The organism is Pseudomonas cremoricolorata (assembly GCF_000759535.1).
In the GTDB taxonomy this organism is placed as follows: domain Bacteria; phylum Pseudomonadota; class Gammaproteobacteria; order Pseudomonadales; family Pseudomonadaceae; genus Aquipseudomonas; species Aquipseudomonas cremoricolorata_A.
In genome coordinates this window covers 1342242-1358975 of record NZ_CP009455.1, presented here as the reverse complement: position 1 = coordinate 1358975, position 16734 = coordinate 1342242, and the positions used below count along the sequence as shown (strand labels likewise).

The window sequence follows — 16734 nt, the reverse complement described above, 5'->3', positions numbered from 1 at the left end:
CGGCATGGCACTGGTCAGTAAGACAGCGTCAGGTTCATGAATAGGCCCTTGGCTCGTTCGGTTGCGCCACCGCCAATCGGCAGGCGGTACTGCATGGACCAATCGAGGTAGGAACGTGGCGTGTGGTAGTGGTCCTCGCGGAACCAGTAGCGCAGGTTGAGGCCGGGGCCAACGCCCATCGACCACGACCGGGCATCATTGGTCAGGGACAGGTTCTTGTCCGGCAGACCGGCCGCAAGCACTGGGAAGTTCTCTGCGCCGCTGCTGACCTTGAGGCCAGTGGCCTGGTCTTTCTGCCAGATCCAGTCGGCGGCGCCAACGATGTGCGGGAACGCCACCAGGTTCGGCGAGATGGCGTCGATTCGGTAACTGCGACCGACGCGAATCTCGTTGCTGAGGAACAACTGCTCGCGGCGCAGGCTGCCATTGGCCTGCATCAGCTCACGGCTGGCTTTGCCGTTGCTATCGACGTCGTACAGCGTGTACTTGGCCGAGTTGTCTTCCAGCGAGTAGCCCAGCTGCGAGTAGGCTTCGGTGGTGAACCAGCTCGGTACGTCCATGCGCCGTTCGGTGCCGTGGTAGAAGCCGTAGGTGGTGTAGGCCAGCCAGCCACCGGCACTGCCGCCGAGTTTGTAGCGGGTGAGCAGGCCGTTGATCTGATCGTCTTGTGCACGGCGTTGGTTTTCACGCTGAATCGCCTGCTGAATCGAGCACTGGTCGGTCCTCGACGCCGGAAACGCCGTGCCCTCCCGCGTCGCTGAACCTATGAAGAAGCGCCGCTCGAGGCCGAAGGTGAAGCCCGTGTCAGAGAGCATGTAGCGCACACCCAGCGAACCGATGGTGCTGGGAAAGCCGGTGACCGAACTGGACTCGGTGGTGCGCGCGTTGGCGGTGAAGGCTCGCGAGCACGGATCGATGAAGCCGTCCGACTCCAGCTTGCCGCCGCTGTCGTACAGCGTGTTGGTCAGCCGCCCATAGACTTCCAGCATGCCGTTCTGGTTGTTCAGCTGGGAGGGCCGCCAGTACGCCTCGGCGGTGCTGAACACGGCATCGCCCGCAGTACTCAGGCCAGCGCCGGACACCGAGGTGCTGGGCCGTGCGCCGCGGTAGCCGAGCGACAGCGTCGCGCCCCATTCGCGGTCCAGCCCGGTGATGGCGTTGCGCGTGTTGTAGCGCTGCTGCGGGTCGAGTTTCAGCTCGCCGGCGTCATCCTTGTCGATCACGCTCTTGAGCTGGCGCACGGCAGCGGGGTTTTCGCCCATGGCCGACAGCGCGTAGGCCTCGTCGAGGGCCACGGTTTTCGGCGCCTTGCCGGTGTCCTGGGCGGCGCGGAAGTCTTCCCGGGCGCGGGCCGGTTCACGCATGCGCATGCGCAAGTAGCCGCGCTGCATCAGCAGGTCGGCATCGCTTGGGGTGCGGGCGATGGCATCGCTCATGCGCTGCTCGGCCTCGGCCGCCTGGGCGTCGTTGCCGGAGGCCAGCGCGGTGGTCAGCAGGCGCTGGAAGTTGACGTTGTCTGGTTCCTGGTCGACGGCCAGGCGGGCCTTGTCGATGGCTTCCTGGAAGTCCTGTCGGCCATAGGCGGCGTAGGCTTCGCCGGCAGGGCCGGTGGCGCCGTTGGTGTCGGCGGGCAGCAGTTCGCACTGGGTGCCGTAGGGGGTGTCCTGGCACGACTGGCTTGGCGAAGGGTAGCTGGCCAGCGTCAGCGGGGCTGCCGGGGTGCGGCCATCGGCGAGGGTTTTCTGCCGGCGAATGACCGCGTCGTCGGTCTTGTCCATCGGCGCCAGCAGGGCCTCGGCACGGGCTTGGTCGCCGCTGGCCAGGGCGCCGTCGATGGCGATCAGGCGCACGTTGCGCAGTTGTTCTTCGTCGAGCCAGTCCTGGGCCAGGGCGGCGTCGAAGTCACTCTGCGCGGCCTGGGTCTTGCCCTGGAACTGGCGCAGGTAGCCGCGCATGACCAGCATCACGGTGCTTTCGTCGTCGTCCTGCAAGGCCTGGTCGGCGGCCTGTTCGGCGGCGGCAGGCTGGTTGTCCAGCAGCAGGGAAGTGACCAGCAACAGGCGGTGGCTGGCGATGTCCGGCGCCAGGCGCGCGGCTTCCCGGGCCAGCGGCACGGCATCGCCCGGTCGGTTGGCGATCAGCGCCTGGTAGGCCTGTTCTGCCGGGCGTATGGCCATGCGCCGGTTGAGGGTCTGACGCCGGGCTTGCAGGTCGTTGGCGTTGGGCGCGCCGAGCTTGATCGCGGTATCTACCGCCTGGGCAGCATCGGCCCAGCGCTGCTGGGCTTCCAGCGCGTCGAGCCAGAGCATCGCCCAGGCGCCTTGGCTGGGGTCGATGCGAAACGCCTGTTCGGCGCCGCGTTCGGCCTCCTGGAAGGCGTTGGCGTTGTAGCTGGCATAGGCCTTGGTGGCAATGGGGAAACCGCGGCGGTAGGCGGCCGAGGTGGTCGGTGCACTGGCGGCGCTGGCGGTCGCGCCGCTGGCGGTGCGGCGTACCGGTGCTACCGGTTGCAGGTTGACCACCGCCCTTTGCAGCGCCGGGTCGCGCAGGCCCTGCTTGATCGCCGCTTGTGCCGCCTGACGGGCCTGGGCGCGCTGGCCGAGCTTTTCGAGGGCGTAGATCTTGAGCAGGTGCAGACGTACCACGTCGGGACGAAACTTCAGCGCACCGTCGGCATGCTGCACCGCCTCACGGTAACGGCCCGCTTCATAGTTGCTGTAGGCACGGCTGGCCTCGCCCCAGGCCACACCTTCCAGCGGCACTTCTTCAGCGGCGAACGCAGACACCGCCGCACAGCTCAGCCAGGCCCCCAGCAACAGCGAGGTGGTACGGGTGAAGTTCATGGCTTGGCGGTGACCTGTTCCGGGTTGACGGTGACATCAGCGTGCTTGGCAGCCTCAGGCGAGCCGGGTGCTGGCTCGCTGACCTCCTGCTGGAACAGGATCGCCTCATTCAAGGTATCGGCATCCAGATAGCCGTTCTCCAGCAGAATTTGCCCAAGCGGCTTGTGTTCTTCGGCCTGGGCCTTGAGCGCCTGGGCCAGGGTGGTTTCGTCGATGGCGCGCCACGACACCAGCAGCTCGCCCAGACGCAGCCGTTGCTGGTGCAACTGATCGGCGGAAGGGAAGTCGTGCATGGTCTTGTCCCACACCAGCGGCTTGTTGAGGAACAGGTAGCCCAGGTACAGGCGCCAGGCGCGGGCGGCGGCCATGGCGTTGATGAAGTTGCCGATGATCATCCGCGGCCCGGACAGCAAGGCGTGTTCCCAGCCATACATGTTGCCGACGAAATAGGCGCGCTGAATGATGCGCAGGCTAAGGGCGAAGGTGTTCACCCACATCAGGTCGAGCAGCCAGCTGTTGGGGCGGAAGGTCGAAGGGAAGAAGGTCGACCAGTAACCGGAAATCCCGATGGCCAGGAAGAACAGATGCTGGGCCAGCAGCACATAGGCCAGGATGGCGATGAACGAGGTAATCAGGCCCTTGCGGTCGCGGAACAGCAGGTACTTGGTGGCCAGCGAGCCTTCCCAGCCCACCTGGCTCCAGCCCTGCAAGCCGATGCCCAGGGTCCAGCGGGCTTTCTGCCGGTAGGCGGTGCGGAAGGTGTCGGGGAAGTATTCGCGCACGCCCAGTGGCATGCGAATGGCGATCATTTTGTCGCGACCGTGGCCGAACCAGGTGCTTCGCTTGGCCACGTAGTCGACTGGGAACTTGCCGAAGATCTGCTTCATGCCGCGCCGCGCCAGGCGCGCACCGATGTCGTAGTCCTCGGTGAGGGTGTCGGTGTTGAACGGCTGGTTGTTGGTTTCGGCCGACAGCTCGAGCATGGCCCTGCGCGAGAAGCAGGTGCCGACACCGGCCGAAGGCACCATGCGCGACAGGCTTTCACGCACCACCAGGTCCTTGGTGTGCCATTCGGCGAACTCGTCCATGTAGGTGCCGGCAACCAATTCGTACCAGTCACGCTCCAGCGAGGTCACCGGCAGCTGGATGAAGTCGATGCGTGGCAGCAGGTAATTGAAGTAGTGCAGCTCCAGCCGGTGCAGCACGTCTTCGCTGTCATGCAGGATCATCCCGGCGAAGGGCTCGGGCATGCGCGCATCCTGGGCGAAGATCGCCTGGATGATCCAGTTCAGGCAGTCGGCCTTGCAGGTCGGCCCGCCGTGGGGCACTTCCACGCGAATCAGCTGCTTGTAGCGCCGGCGCATGCGTTCGACTTCATCGATGGTGCGCTGGTCGTTGCAGTAGGTGCCGACGAAGATGTAGTAGTTCTTGTAGTCCAGCGAGCCGACCATGTTTTCCAGCATCGGCGCGATCACGTCGTATTCCAGCCAGGCGGGAATCATGATCGCCAGCGGTTGCTCCGGCTTGGCCAGCAACTGCTCGACCGTCAGCGCCTGGTAGCGCTTACGGCGGATGAGCAGTTTACGGTAGGCCTGGCGGGTCCAGTACCAGAGGTCGATGAACAGGTCGTCGAGGCTGGATATCAGGATGAGAATCCCGACCACCGCCGTGAAGACCTCCAGGATCCGGTAATAGTCCGCCAGCAGGTACGGCCAATAGAGCGAGGACACGACTCAGTGGCCTTTGTTCTTGTTGCGCATGCGGCGCGCGAGGATGCCGAGCAGCAACAGCACCAGCACGATGCCGGCCAGTGTCGGCAGCGCCCACACCAGCTGCTTGCGCCACTGATGGAACGGTGTGCCGGTCAGGTCCAGCTCAGGATCGGTGGTGTCGACCCAGGTCAGCGGGCCTTGCTCGCCGATCACCACGGCATTGCCCTTGGTCAGCAGGAAGGGGTCGGCAGGCACCATCTGCGGGTTACCCAAGGTGCTCCAGAGAATGCCGTGCTGGGCACCGGAATCGACCACCGACAGCGTGCCCAGCGGTTGCGGGCCTTGCAGGTCGAGGGCCAGACGATCGTTACCCTGGGCTTGCAGACGCTCGACCTCGGCGACCCCGAGAATCGGCTTGGCGCCAGCCACCTTTACATCCATCGCCAGGAAGGCCTGGTTCGGCGAAACCTCGCCATCGCCTTCATGCAGCACCAGTTCGGCCTTGAGCGGCGACAGCGCGGCGGCATTGGCCAGGCGGATCAGCTTGCCCAGTGGCGCGACCGGGTTGTTCAGGGCATTGGCATCGACGATCACCTGCGGGCTACCGGCCAGCAGCGGCAGCAGGCCGAGGAAGGTGCCATCGGGTTCGGCCTTGGCCGAGGTCAGGTAGCTGCTGGGCAGCACGTTGACCGGATAGGCCTGCGGCACCTCGGCGCAGTTAGGCGACACCGGCTGGCGCTGGAAGCGCACCTGCACGGTGTTGGTCACGCCCAGGGCGTAGCCGGGAATGCGCGCACTGAGGCGCTCGCGGGTGCCATCGGCATCCAGCTGGGCGGCGTTGAGCAGTACGTTGTTCCAGATGATCGAAGCCACGGGCTTGGTGATCGACGCACCTGGGGCGGCAGCGACATCCAGGTTGAACTCACCGGGCATGCGGCCGTTGACCGACACCGCGCTGAGCGGGAAGGTGGCGGTCCATTCGCCGCGGCTGACCACGTCGAAGACACCGAAATCACCGCCCAGGGTGCTCAGGCGCAGGTGGTCGTGGGCGTTGCGCAGCGCGGTATCGGCCTCTTTGACTTCGGCGGTGGGCGACACCAGTACGTTGCGCCATTGCGGGTCGAACACGCCGGCTGCCTTGGCACCGGCATCGGCGGCGACGCCGATCAACGCCTGGCGACCGAGGCTGAGCAACTGCACCTGCTGGCTGCCCAGCGGGGCATTGGCCAGGCTGGCGCGCTGCTTGCGCCATTGCTGCAGCACGGCAGCGGCGGCAGGATCGTTGCTCAACTGTTGGCCGAGGGCGTCGAACGCGGTATTGAGCTGCTTGACCAGCTCACTGTCGGCAATCGCCAGGTCAGCGCGGGTGGCCGGGGTGTCGAGCATCAGCAGCGCACCGAGTTCGGCGGCGTTGGCCAGGGTGTGCTCGGAACCACTGCGCAGGGCGGCGAAAGCCGGCACGTTGCTCAGCGCTGCGGGGATGTCGAGGGTGGGCAGGCTGACCTTGTCACCCACTTGCGGCAAGGCCTGCACCTTGGAGCGACGGGCATTGCGCTCAAGCGCCACACCTACACGCCAGGCGCTGTCGAAGCTTTCCCGAGCCAGCGGGCCGGCGGCGACCAGGATCACCGGATCGGGCGGCAGGATGCTCCAGGCGTCTGACAAGGTTTTCAGCGAGGCCAGCGAGAAGCGATAGGTCAGACGCGTCTGCGGCGACAGCGTGAGGATGTTCGCGGTCGGCCGCGGCGGACTGCAGAACTCTTCGGAAACCGGCGAACTCCAGTCGACCGACAGGCGCACGAAACCGCTCATGTGCTGCCCGGTGTCGACTGGCAGTTTGCGATTCACATCCCCTTCGCCACGGGTTACGCGTTCGGCGATGCGCGGCTGACCGTCGAGACCGACGCGGAACGTGGCCGGCAGTTCTTCACCACGGATGAACTGACCGTTGAGCTCCAGTTGCGCATCGCTGATCGCCACCGTTCGCGGCACGGGCAGGAAGAACGACTGACGGTTGTCGGCCTGGTCGAGCACGATCGGGTTGGCAATGCCAAGGTCCTTGAGCGAAATGCTGCGCGACACCCAGTCTTCGCCCGCCAGTGTCAGCAGGGCGCTGCTGACCGGTGAGCTGGCAGGCGGGTTGGCCCATGCGATAGGCGAGGCGAGGAATACCGCACCAAGAATGGCTAACTGGAAACGACTGGGCGTGTGGCTCAACTTTCAGGTCCTTGGATGTCTGGTGGCAGAGGCAGCTGTCACAAGCATGAAACGCACGTGCTGACGGCGATTAGGGATTGTAACTTGTACTTAACTAACGGCATCAGCGTTGGCGAGCGCGTGTATTGAATACACGCCTCGCCTACACGCTTGGAACCCTATTGATTCGGCATTCTCCGGTATCAAAATGGAATCGTCAATTAATTGATGACCTTTTGACTAAGCGGTCGCTGTCAAAGTTTATGCGTCATTATTATGACTTTTCGGGGCAATTACTTCTTGTTGAAATGGATTGAACTCTCGCCCTAATAAGACGTCGGCAATTCGCTCACTGGCTTTGCCATCGCCATACGGATTGACACTTCGCGCCATGTGGTTATAGAGCGCGTCGTCGTCGAGCATCATCCGTACAGCCTCGACGATGGTCGCGCTGTCGGTACCGACCAGCTTCACCGTGCCGGAGGTGACCGCCTCGGGACGCTCGGTGGTGTTGCGCATCACCAGCACCGGCTTGCCCAGATGCGGGGCCTCTTCCTGGACGCCGCCCGAATCCGTCAGCACCAGGTAGGCGCGCTGCATGAACCAGACGAATTCCAGGTAGTCGAGGGGGTCGATCAGGTGCACGTTGTGCCGGTCGCTGAGCATGCTCATCACCACGTCGCGCACGCTCGGATTGAGGTGTACCGGGTAGACGATCTGCACGTCGTCGCGCTGGCCAAGCTCTGCCAGGGCCTGGCAGATCTGTCTGAAGCCGTCGCCGAAGTTCTCGCGGCGGTGGCCGGTGACCAGGATCAGACGTCGGCTGTCGTCCAGCCAGGGATAGCGCGCGGCGAACGACTGCCCCAGCGCCGGCTCGCGCTCCAGCTTCTGCACGATCAGGTCAAGGGCGTCGATTACCGTATTGCCGGTGACGTAGATTTCGCCCTGAAGGTTCTCGCGCAGCAGGTTGGTGCGCGAAGTGATGGTCGGGGCGAACAGCCATCGGCCCATGACATCGACCACACGGCGGCTCATTTCTTCAGGGAATGGCTGGGTCAGGTCACCAGTGCGCAGGCCCGCTTCCACGTGACCGATCGGGATGCGTCGGTGGAAGGCGGCCAGGGCACAGGCGGCGGCGGTGGTGGTGTCACCGTGTACCAGCACGCAGTCCGGGCGGACTTCTTCGAGCAGGGTGTCGAGACGCCCCATCAGACGACTGAACAGCCCATTGAGGGTCTGCCCGGCGACCATCACGTCCAGATCGTGATCGACCTGGATGTCGAACAGTTGCAGAACCTGATCGAGCATCTGTCGGTGCTGGCCGGTGCTGCAGACAATGCTTTCGACACCTTCGGTGTTCTCGAGCACCTTCACCAGCGGCGCCATCTTGATGGCTTCCGGGCGGGTGCCGAACAAAATCAGAATCTTCATTGCGCGCTATTCCACAATCTTCGAGTGCTCAGGGAGGTCGGATGATACCGGACTGCCATTATCCTGTAAGGGTTCCGTCACCGACTAAATAAACCTTTAAAATGAATGTCTTGGCCGTTCTTCGATGGCCCCTCCCTGGTGTATTAACAGACCGCAGCGTTCGTTATAAGTCGCGTGGCTGTAACGATTATTTACTCTCATGTTCAGGAGACTTCGATCATCAATTAGTGTATCGGCAAAGACCCGAATGACTTGAAATTGTCCTGTTGGACAAGTTTCAAATACGTGTTTGATTGAATACTCGCCTCACTATCAATTCATGTGAATAGTGGTTTGATAGTCCCCTGCAGTGAGTGGCTCGAAGGTGTGTTAGCCGCCGTGGGTTGAGGCCTTTCTCCAGACAATCAACTACCCTCAAGGCGGGGCGTACTTTTGTGCCGTCAGTCAAGGACCATGTAGGAGCGGACTCCCCGCCCGCGATGGCCAGCGAAACAGTCCGACTGCAGACACTGTGGAACCCTGCAGGGCTGGGTCGGCGTTGCTGGCCATCGCGGGTAAACCCGCTCCTACACGCCTTTTCAATCATCGGAGGGGTCTTCCATGCTCGGGCAACTTCCACCTGCGCTACAGCGTCTGCACCTGCCGCTTCGGGTCAAGCTTTGGGATGGCAATCAGTTCGATCTTGGGCCTGACCCACAGGTCACTATTCTGATCAAGGAACCTCAGGTGGTTACCCAGCTGGCTCATCCCAGCCTCGACCAGCTCGGCTCGGCCTTCGTCGATGGCAAGCTCGAACTTGAAGGCGATATCGGCGAGGCCGTGCGGGTGTGTGATCAGCTCAGCGAGGCCTTGCTGCAACCTGGGCACGACACCGCGCCGCAGCGGGTCGCCCACGATAAACAGACCGACGCGCAGTCCATCGCCTATCACTACGACGTGTCCAACGCCTTCTATCAGCTGTGGCTGGACCGTGACATGGCGTACTCCTGCGCCTACTTCCGCGAGCCGGACGACACGCTCGACGAGGCGCAGTCGAACAAGTTCGATCACCTGTGCCGCAAGCTGCGTTTGCAGGCCGGTGACTACCTGCTCGATGTCGGCTGCGGCTGGGGCGGCCTGGCACGCTTCGCCGCACGTGAATACGGTGCCAAAGTGTTCGGTATCACCCTGAGCAAAGAGCAGCTTGCATTAGCGCGTCAGCGGGTTGACGAGCAGGGGCTGGGCGACCAGGTGGAGTTGCAGATTCTCGACTACCGCGACCTGCCGCAGGATGGCCGCTTCGACAAGGTGGTCAGCGTCGGCATGTTCGAGCATGTCGGACATGCCAACCTGCCACTGTATTGTCAGACGCTGTTCGCTGCCGTGCGTGAGGGCGGGCTGGTGATGAACCATGGCATCACGGCCAAGGCCGTCGATGGGCGACCGGTCGGCAAAGGCGCAGGAGCGTTCATCGACCGCTATGTCTTCCCTAATGGCGAGTTGCCACATCTGTCGATGATCACCGCTGCGGTGTGTGAAAGCGGGTTGGAGGTGGTCGACGTCGAGAGCCTGCGCCTGCACTACGCGCGAACCCTGAGCCTGTGGAGCCAGAACCTGGAGAACCAGCTACACCGTGCTGCCGCGCTGGTGCCGGAACAGACGTTGCGCATCTGGCGTCTGTACCTGGCCGGATGCGCCTATGCATTCACCCGCGGCTGGATCAACCTGCATCAGGTACTGGCTGTGAAACCCTACGCCGATGGCCGACACGATCTGCCGTGGACTCGCGACGACCTGTACCGTTAGCCCTCTACAGAATTGGCGAGATCAACCGCGCGATGCGCATCCCCAGCTTCTGCAGGTGGTGCGTGTCGTGGCTTTCCTCGGGGCTGATTTCCCGCGCATGAATGAAGTCATCCAGCAGCATGTGCTCGACTTCGTCGGCGAAGGCGCGGTCGATGGTCAACAGCATCACCTCGAAATTGAGGCGGAACGAGCGATTATCCAGGTTGGCACTGCCGATAGCGCTGACCTCGTCGTCCACCAGTACCACTTTCTGATGCACGAACCCTGGCTGATAGCGGAACATCCGCACCCCAGCGCGCACGGCTTCGAAGGCGAACAGTGTGGTTGCTGCGTAGACCACGCGGTGGTCGGGGCGGGCTGGAATCAGTACCCGCACGTCGACGCCGCGCAGTACTGCCAGACGCAAGGCGGCGAACACAGCTTCGTCTGGAATGAAGTACGGGCTGGTGATCCAGATGCGTTGGGTCGCCGAATGAATCGCTTCAAGGAAGAACAGCGCGCAGGTTTCCTGGGAGTCTGCCGGGCCGCTGGCAAGTACCTGGCACAGCACGCCATCGTCCGGATAGCTGTCTTGCAGGATCAACGGCGGCAGGGTCCGGGTAGCCCAGTACCAGTCCTCGGCGAACGATTCCTGCAGGCAGGCCAAGACCGGTCCGCTGACTTGAAGGTGGGTATCGCGCCACGGCGACAGGCGCGGATTGCCGCCCAGGTATTCGTCGCCGACGTTGAGCCCGCCGAGAAAACCGACCAGGCCGTCGCTCACGACGATCTTGCGGTGATTGCGGAAATTGACCTGGAAACGGTTGAACCAGCCGCGGCGGGTGGTGAAAGCATGAATCGCCACGCCACCCTCACGCAGCACCTGGCTGTAGCGAGCGGGCAGGGCATGGCTGCCGACCTGATCGTACAAAACGAAAATGCGCACGCCCTCGGCGGCTTTGCGCAGCAGCAGCTGCTGCATTTCCTGGCCGATGATGTCGTCGTGGATGATGAAGAACTGGATCAGCACCGTGTCCTGGGCGGCCTCGATGGCCTGGAAGATCGCCTCGAAGGTCGCTTTGCCATTGATCAGCAACTGGACTTGGTTGTTCGCCAGGCACGGCGTTCTGCCCAGCTTGGGCATGGCGCGCAGGGCCTTGTAGCTATTGGATTCCCGGGCGGCCAACGCTTCTTCCACCCACGGCCGCCAGTTGAGATCGGCCATTGCCACGTGCATTTCTCGATTCGCCTGGCGACGTGCCTTGATGTAGGCCGAGAACGAGCGCGCACCAAAGATCAGGTACGGGATCAAGGTCAGGTAGGGAATGAACAGCAGCGACATGGCCCAGGCGATTGCGCCTTGGGCAGTGCGCACGGTAAACAGCGCATGCAGCGCAGCGACGATGCCCAGCGTATGAATCACGCCAAGCAGATAACCGAAGAAATACGGGCTGTGGTAGTCCATGTGCATCCTGCATTCCGGGGGCAGATGGCTAACAGACCACGTTCACCGCACGCCGTGCAACCCGAACCGGGAAATGGCGTCTAAGCGAAGGTCCGGCTTGGGGCCGGTACCTTCAAGGAGCATTCATACATGAACATCCGTCTGCCACTGCTTGCCCTGGCCCTGGGCATTGCCTCCCCTGTGTTGCACGCGCAGATGCTGCAACCGGGTCTGTGGGAACTGACCACCAGCAACATGCAGGTCGACGGCAAGCCGCTGCCCGACATGGACTTCATGCTTGGCCAGTTGAAGAATCTGCCGCCCGAACAACGGGCGATGATGGAAGGCGCGCTGGCCAAGCAGGGCATCACTGTCGCGGGCAAAGGCGTGCGCTCGTGCCTGACCCAGCAGCAGGTCAACACCAATGACATTCCTCTGCAAGACCCGCAGTCCGGCTGCACGCAGAAGATCACCGCGCGCAATGGCAATGTCTGGGATTTCCAGTTCACCTGTCCTCGCGCGCAAGGCACTGGCCAGGCGACCTTCCTCAGCGACCGGGAGTTCGTCACTACGGTCAACGGCACTTTCAACGCGTCCGGTGTGCAGCAGAAGGGCAGCATGAATACGCGCGCGACGTGGTTAGGTGCCGACTGCGGCAACGTTCGCCCACGCAACTGATTACCAGCGCCACTGGCTGGCGGCCACCGCATCGTGGGCGTGCAGGCTTTCTGCATGTTCCACGCGTATGTGAAAGCCGCTCAGCTGTTCCTCTTGGCGCAGTGCCTGGTGCAGGCGCCGCGCTGCATCCTCGCAGAACATCAGGTTCTGACCGTTGGCTAAAGCGAATGCCTGTTCGTCCGCGCGCTTCACCGCGGTTTGCACGGCAGTGCCTAACGCCTGCTCAGCCGCATCGATCAGTGCAGTGAACGGCAGTGCGTCAGCACCTTCCCCCAGCCTTACCTGGAGGCGCGCGCGGCTACGTTGGCTGTGCGGCGTAGCGACTACGCCCTCCGTCGTACCCAGCCAGCTCAGCACCGCTTTCGGATCAACCGCTGATTCATCCATGAAACGCTTGGCGAAGCTCTCCTGAATCAATTGACGCGCGAGTGCTGCCGAGCAGGGGCAGGTCGAGGAATAGGCGATATCCATAAATAGTTCCACGTGGAACATCTCGCCGCTCAGGTGTGCCTTTATCTCAACCGGATAGTGCTTCCAGCCTGCGAGTGGGCTGACCAGCGCGGAGCGTTTAAGCAGATGGTTGAAGGCGATGCGTACCGACGCTCTATTGGAAAGCCCTGTGTGGCTGGCGAGGAAGCTGTCGAGCAGCCGGCGCAGTGCGCTGCAATCCAAGGGCGCGGACTCGAGTTGCTTCAATGCCAGATACAGCCTGGACATATGAATACCGCGCGCTTGAGCATCGTCAAGGCTGACACCGGCATCGGCGACGGCGCTCACGCGCTGCTGCTCGAATACCACAGGCAGGGCGATACCGCACATGCCGACCCACTCCAGCGCGGTGGCGTGTGGAACAGTCTGCGCGGCGATATCGGGAAGAGAAAGGCTGGTCATCGAAGCACCTGATGGAGTGAAGAGGTCATTACCGGCAGCCGCCAATCAGCGCGCAGTGGAGGTTGAAGCGTTCGCCGCTGGAACTGGAAAAGCGGCTGATGGAGGTCCAGCCGACGCGACGGGTATAGCCGACCCATACTTCTCCGTCGCTTGCCAGACCACTGAAGAAAGTGAGCGAGCCGTAGCGGTCGTTGGTCTGAGCCCACCGGCGTGCGCCGGCAGCGTCGTAACCGCGTAGGAACAGCGTGCTGCCTTGTGTGCGCACACTGTAATGATTGCCGCGCTGGTCCTTGCATGCGACCAGTGTCGCTGAGCGCGTACACAGCGGCAGGTCGGCGCGAGGCATTGCGTGGATGGACGCGCCAAGCGTCAACGCGATCAGCGCGGCAAACGCACGAAGTAGGTTCATTACGGCTCCCGGGCGATACCGTTGGGCGAATACGGCTTGGCAGCATTGTATTGTTATAATATAACGTTAAGCAACGCATCGTTTCGAATGCGCCCGTCGATGAGGCCCGATCATGTCCACCCGTCTTCCCGTCACCGTGCTGTCCGGCTTTCTCGGCGCCGGCAAGAGCACCTTGCTCAACCATGTGCTGCGCAACCGCGAAAACCTGCGTGTCGCCGTGATCGTCAACGACATGAGTGAAATCAACATCGATGCCAGCGATGTGCAGCGCAATGTCAGCCTCAATCGTGCCGAGGAAAAACTGGTCGAAATGAGCAACGGCTGCATCTGCTGCACCCTGCGTGAAGACCTGCTGGAAGAGGTGGCACGGCTGGCCGAGGAAGGCCGTTTCGATTACCTGCTGATCGAGTCCACGGGTATCTCCGAGCCTCTGCCGGTGGCTGAGACCTTCACCTTCCGCGACGAACAAGGCCGCAGCCTGTCTGACCTGGCGCGCCTGGATACGATGGTCACGGTGGTCGATGCGCTGAATTTCATGCACGACTACCAGGCAGCCGACTCGCTCGCCAGCCGCGGCGAGACCTTGGGTGAAGACGATCAGCGATCGATCAGCGACTTGTTGATCGAGCAGGTGGAGTTCGCCGATGTGATTCTGCTGAGCAAGATCGACCTGGTCAGCCAGCATGAGCGCGAGGAACTGATGGCGATCGTGCAGCGACTCAACCCCCGCGCCGAAGTGCTGCCGATGGTGATGGGCCAGGTGCCCTTGACGCGTATTCTCGACACCGGCTTGTTCGACTTCGAGCAGGCGGCGCAGTCGCCCGGTTGGCTGCAGGAGCTGCGCGGCGAGCATCTGCCGGAAACCGAAGCCTACGGCATCGCTGCCACCACCTGGCAGGCGCGTCGGCCATTGCACCCGCAGCGCTTCCATGATTTTCTCCAGGCGCCGTGGAGCAATGGCCGCCTGCTGCGCTCCAAGGGGTTCTTCTGGCTGGCGAGCAAGTACCAGGACGCCGGCAGCTGGTCGCAGGCTGGGGGCATGGTGCGTCACGGCCTTGCTGGCCGCTGGTGGCGCTTCGTGCCGCAGGCGCAGTGGCCACAGGATCAGGACAGCGTGGCAGAAATCTTCAGGCATTGGACTGCCGACACCGGCGACTGTCGCCAAGAGCTGGTATTCATCGGCCAGAACATCGACTTCGCTCAATTGACCGCAGATCTCGACGCCTGCCTGCTCACCGATGCCGAAATGGCGTTGGGCTCGACGGCCTGGCTGCGCCTGGATGATCCCTTCGGACCATGGATCGAGGAGGACGCGGCATGATGTTGAAATTGCGCAACCGCGCCGTGCAGCAAGTGCTGGGCCATTCCCCGAAGTGCCTGGCCGATATCCTGCGCGACGACGTCAATTTGGCTGTCTGGCAGCGCCAGCTGCCGGCACACGTCGAAGATTTCGCCACGCTGGTGCTTGGGCTACAGCAGCCGCTTGGCGATGAGCGTGTGGTCGAAGTGGCCGAACATGAGGCGCCGAGCCTGCCAGGGCTGTTGAAGGGCGCAATCGACGTGCAGGGTTACGACAGTTTTGTCGCCGATGTGGAGTGGCTGGTGGCAGCCTACGCCTGCTTGTTGGGTGCACGTCGTGTAGGGCTGCGCGTGCGGGTGCTGGAAAGCGCCATGTGCCCCCGCTTTCATGTCGACCATGTGCCGCTGCGTCTGCTGAGCACCTACGCAGGGGCGGGCAGCGAGTGGCTGGCTGAAGGTGCTGTCGATCGCAGCGATCTACCACGGGCGATGACCTCTGTGGATAACATCAAGCGCCTGTGTACAGGCGATGTGGCGATCCTCAAAGGCGAACAATTCGAAGGCAATGAAGGGCACGGAATTATCCACAGGTCACCCCAAACGCCTGCGGGTGAGCGACGTCTGTTGCTCAGTCTTGACTGGTTGGCGTGAGCGCGCATAGTGGGGATAACGTTATCCACGGCCTGAATGATGCTGAAGAATATTCCCACCCATGTGATCGCCGGGCCCCTCGGAGCAGGCAAGACCAGTTTGTTACGCCGTCTGCTAGACCAGCGTCCCCACAGTGAACGCTGGGCTGTACTGATCAACGAGTTCGGGCAGATCGGTCTGGATGCCGCGTTGCTCAGCGGCGACCGCTCAGGGGTACAAATCGCCGAGGTCGCAGGTGGCTGCCTGTGCTGCGTCAACGGCGTACCGTTCCAGGTGGGCCTGGGCAAGTTGCTGCGTAGCGTCAGGCCCCATCGACTGTTCATCGAACCCTCGGGGCTCGGCCACCCAGTACAACTGCTGCAGCATTTGCAGCAAGCGCCCTGGGCGGGCGTATTGGCAGTGCAGCCGTTGCTGATGGTACTCGACGCTCAGTCACTTGCCCGCGGCGAACCGTTGGCCGAGGTGCAGCGACAGGCATTGGCGAACGCAGGTTCGGTGGTTATCAACAAGGCAGCCTCTGTGGATCAATCAGAGCGGCTGTTGATAACCTCGAAAATGCCTGAGATAGACAGCCTGTGGACAGATTTTGGGCGCGTGGATCTTGCTCGGTTGAAGCTTGCTCCCGTGACCTTGTTCGATGAACTGGACGAGCAAACTGAGGCTGTGGATATCTCGACTCCCCAAGGCACGCTCTGGACCGATCCAACGCGACCGCTGTGCCAGACAGCGGTCGGCGAAGGTGGCTGGAGCATCGGCTGGCGCTGGCATCCCGGCCAGTCGTTCGACGCTGAAAAGATCGCCGATGCCTTGGCGATGCTCCCTTGGCGCCGTGCCAAAGGAGTTATCCACAGCGCGCTGGGCTGGCGTTCGTTCAACGGGCTGGCGCCAGGGGGGGTCGAGTGGCGCGACAGCGAGTGGCGCAACGACTCACGGATCGAACTGATCTTCGACCAGCCACAGGACACAGAGCGTCTGGCCGGCGTATTCGCAACGTGTCAGGTAACAGGCTGATCAGCCGTTCCAGCGATTGTGTTCCTGACGCCACTGCTGCATTTCGATGACGTTATCGGCCTTGGGCGGCGTCTTCATTTCGAATGGGTAAGGCGCCAGCTCGATCTGCATCGTGTGCGGACCAAACTGAGTGACGACGCCTGGGTGGCGCTGCTCACCCGTGACAGTGAATTCGAAGGCATAGATGCGCGCCAGGCGCCGGGTGCCACTGGCGTCGCGCACGAAGCCGATGCGCTTGAGTGCCACCGCATCGTCGAGCAGTTCCAGGTCGAGCTTGGCGCAATGTTGCTTGACCCGCTCCAGGGCTTTCTCGCGCAGCCCATGGTTATGCCAGACCCACGCGCCGGCACTCACCAGCAGCATCAGAACGAAAAGGTTTTCCAGGGTCAACATGGGCTCGGGCTC

At 62.7% G+C, this 16734-nt stretch carries 12 protein-coding genes and 1 pseudogene; 5 read left to right on the top strand and 8 right to left on the bottom strand.

Annotated features, from left to right (window positions below; all coding sequences use genetic code 11):
• Positions 1-14 precede the first annotated feature (14 nt).
• The 4 genes and pseudogenes from LK03_RS05830 to wecB form a co-directional block, all read right to left on the bottom strand.
• Positions 15-2843: an NfrA family protein gene (locus LK03_RS05830; RefSeq protein ID WP_038411480.1), complete on the bottom strand. Its 2829-nt coding sequence runs from the start codon at positions 2841-2843 to the stop codon at positions 15-17.
• A gap of 80 nt (positions 2844-2923) precedes the next feature.
• Positions 2924-4573: pseudogene (locus tag LK03_RS05825) on the bottom strand (glycosyl transferase family protein); the annotation flags it as partial.
• A gap of 3 nt (positions 4574-4576) precedes the next feature.
• On the bottom strand, positions 4577-6772 hold the full coding sequence (locus tag LK03_RS05820) for a cellulose biosynthesis cyclic di-GMP-binding regulatory protein BcsB (protein ID WP_038411479.1): 2196 nt from the start codon (positions 6770-6772) through the stop codon (positions 4577-4579).
• A gap of 240 nt (positions 6773-7012) precedes the next feature.
• Entirely contained in the window at positions 7013-8182 is a 1170-nt protein-coding gene (gene wecB, locus LK03_RS05815) for a non-hydrolyzing UDP-N-acetylglucosamine 2-epimerase (RefSeq protein ID WP_038411478.1), read from the bottom strand.
• 600 nt (positions 8183-8782) lie between these two features.
• On the opposite strand from wecB, the gene cfaB reads away from it, so the two are divergent.
• Positions 8783-9967 (top strand): C17 cyclopropane fatty acid synthase CfaB, encoded by a 1185-nt coding sequence (cfaB, locus tag LK03_RS05810; protein WP_038411477.1) that lies wholly within the window; start codon positions 8783-8785, stop codon positions 9965-9967.
• A 4-nt stretch (positions 9968-9971) separates the two neighbouring features.
• On the opposite strand, the gene cls is transcribed toward cfaB, so the two are convergent.
• On the bottom strand, positions 9972-11411 hold the full coding sequence (gene cls / locus LK03_RS05805; RefSeq protein WP_038411476.1) for a cardiolipin synthase: 1440 nt from the start codon (positions 11409-11411) through the stop codon (positions 9972-9974).
• 129 nt (positions 11412-11540) lie between these two features.
• On the opposite strand from cls, the gene LK03_RS05800 reads away from it, so the two are divergent.
• Positions 11541-12068, top strand: a complete 528-nt coding sequence (locus LK03_RS05800) for a DUF3617 domain-containing protein (protein ID WP_038411475.1) — start codon at positions 11541-11543, stop codon at positions 12066-12068.
• Here the strand turns inward: LK03_RS05800 and folE2 are convergent, their stop codons facing one another.
• Together folE2 and LK03_RS05790 are read right to left on the bottom strand one after the other, a co-directional pair.
• Complete coding sequence (gene folE2 / locus LK03_RS05795; RefSeq protein ID WP_038411474.1) at positions 12069-12959, bottom strand: GTP cyclohydrolase FolE2; 891 nt, start codon at positions 12957-12959, stop codon at positions 12069-12071.
• Between the two features lie 28 nt (positions 12960-12987).
• Positions 12988-13368, bottom strand: coding sequence for a hypothetical protein (locus tag LK03_RS05790; protein ID WP_038411473.1), 381 nt, complete (start codon positions 13366-13368; stop codon positions 12988-12990).
• 112 nt (positions 13369-13480) lie between these two features.
• Here LK03_RS05790 and zigA point away from each other — a divergent pair, with 112 nt between their 5' ends.
• The 3 genes from zigA to LK03_RS05775 are packed head-to-tail and all read left to right on the top strand — an operon-like array spanning position 13481 to position 16329.
• Positions 13481-14689 (top strand): zinc metallochaperone GTPase ZigA, encoded by a 1209-nt coding sequence (gene zigA / locus LK03_RS05785; protein WP_038411472.1) that lies wholly within the window; start codon positions 13481-13483, stop codon positions 14687-14689.
• Positions 14686-15318: a DUF1826 domain-containing protein gene (locus LK03_RS05780; RefSeq protein ID WP_038411471.1), complete on the top strand. Its 633-nt coding sequence runs from the start codon at positions 14686-14688 to the stop codon at positions 15316-15318. The genes zigA and LK03_RS05780 overlap by 4 nt, the downstream gene beginning before the upstream one ends.
• 39 nt (positions 15319-15357) lie before the next feature.
• Positions 15358-16329 carry a CobW family GTP-binding protein gene (locus LK03_RS05775; protein ID WP_038411470.1) on the top strand — a complete coding sequence of 324 codons (972 nt, stop codon included), beginning with the start codon at positions 15358-15360 and terminating at the stop codon, positions 16327-16329.
• Here LK03_RS05775 and LK03_RS05770 read toward each other — a convergent pair whose 3' ends face one another.
• A complete protein-coding gene (locus LK03_RS05770; RefSeq protein WP_038411469.1) occupies positions 16330-16722 on the bottom strand; it encodes a DUF3301 domain-containing protein in 393 nt (130 codons plus the stop codon).
• Between the last annotated feature and the right edge of the window lie 12 nt (positions 16723-16734).

Bases quoted from the DNA above. Each gene is read 5' to 3' on its own strand.
- LK03_RS05775 (WP_038411470.1), top strand. From the start codon at position 15,358: ATGCTGAAGAATATTCCCACCCATGTGATCGCCGGGCCCCTCGGAGCA.
- cls (WP_038411476.1), bottom strand. From the start codon at position 11,411: ATGGACTACCACAGCCCGTATTTCTTCGGTTATCTGCTTGGCGTGATT.
- LK03_RS05780 (WP_038411471.1), top strand. From the start codon at position 14,686: ATGATGTTGAAATTGCGCAACCGCGCCGTGCAGCAAGTGCTGGGCCAT.
- LK03_RS05790 (WP_038411473.1), bottom strand. From the start codon at position 13,368: ATGAACCTACTTCGTGCGTTTGCCGCGCTGATCGCGTTGACGCTTGGC.
- zigA (WP_038411472.1), top strand. From the start codon at position 13,481: ATGTCCACCCGTCTTCCCGTCACCGTGCTGTCCGGCTTTCTCGGCGCC.
- folE2 (WP_038411474.1), bottom strand. From the start codon at position 12,959: ATGACCAGCCTTTCTCTTCCCGATATCGCCGCGCAGACTGTTCCACAC.
- LK03_RS05830 (WP_038411480.1), bottom strand. From the start codon at position 2,843: ATGAACTTCACCCGTACCACCTCGCTGTTGCTGGGGGCCTGGCTGAGC.
- LK03_RS05770 (WP_038411469.1), bottom strand. From the start codon at position 16,722: ATGTTGACCCTGGAAAACCTTTTCGTTCTGATGCTGCTGGTGAGTGCC.
- LK03_RS05800 (WP_038411475.1), top strand. From the start codon at position 11,541: ATGAACATCCGTCTGCCACTGCTTGCCCTGGCCCTGGGCATTGCCTCC.
- wecB (WP_038411478.1), bottom strand. From the start codon at position 8,182: ATGAAGATTCTGATTTTGTTCGGCACCCGCCCGGAAGCCATCAAGATG.
- cfaB (WP_038411477.1), top strand. From the start codon at position 8,783: ATGCTCGGGCAACTTCCACCTGCGCTACAGCGTCTGCACCTGCCGCTT.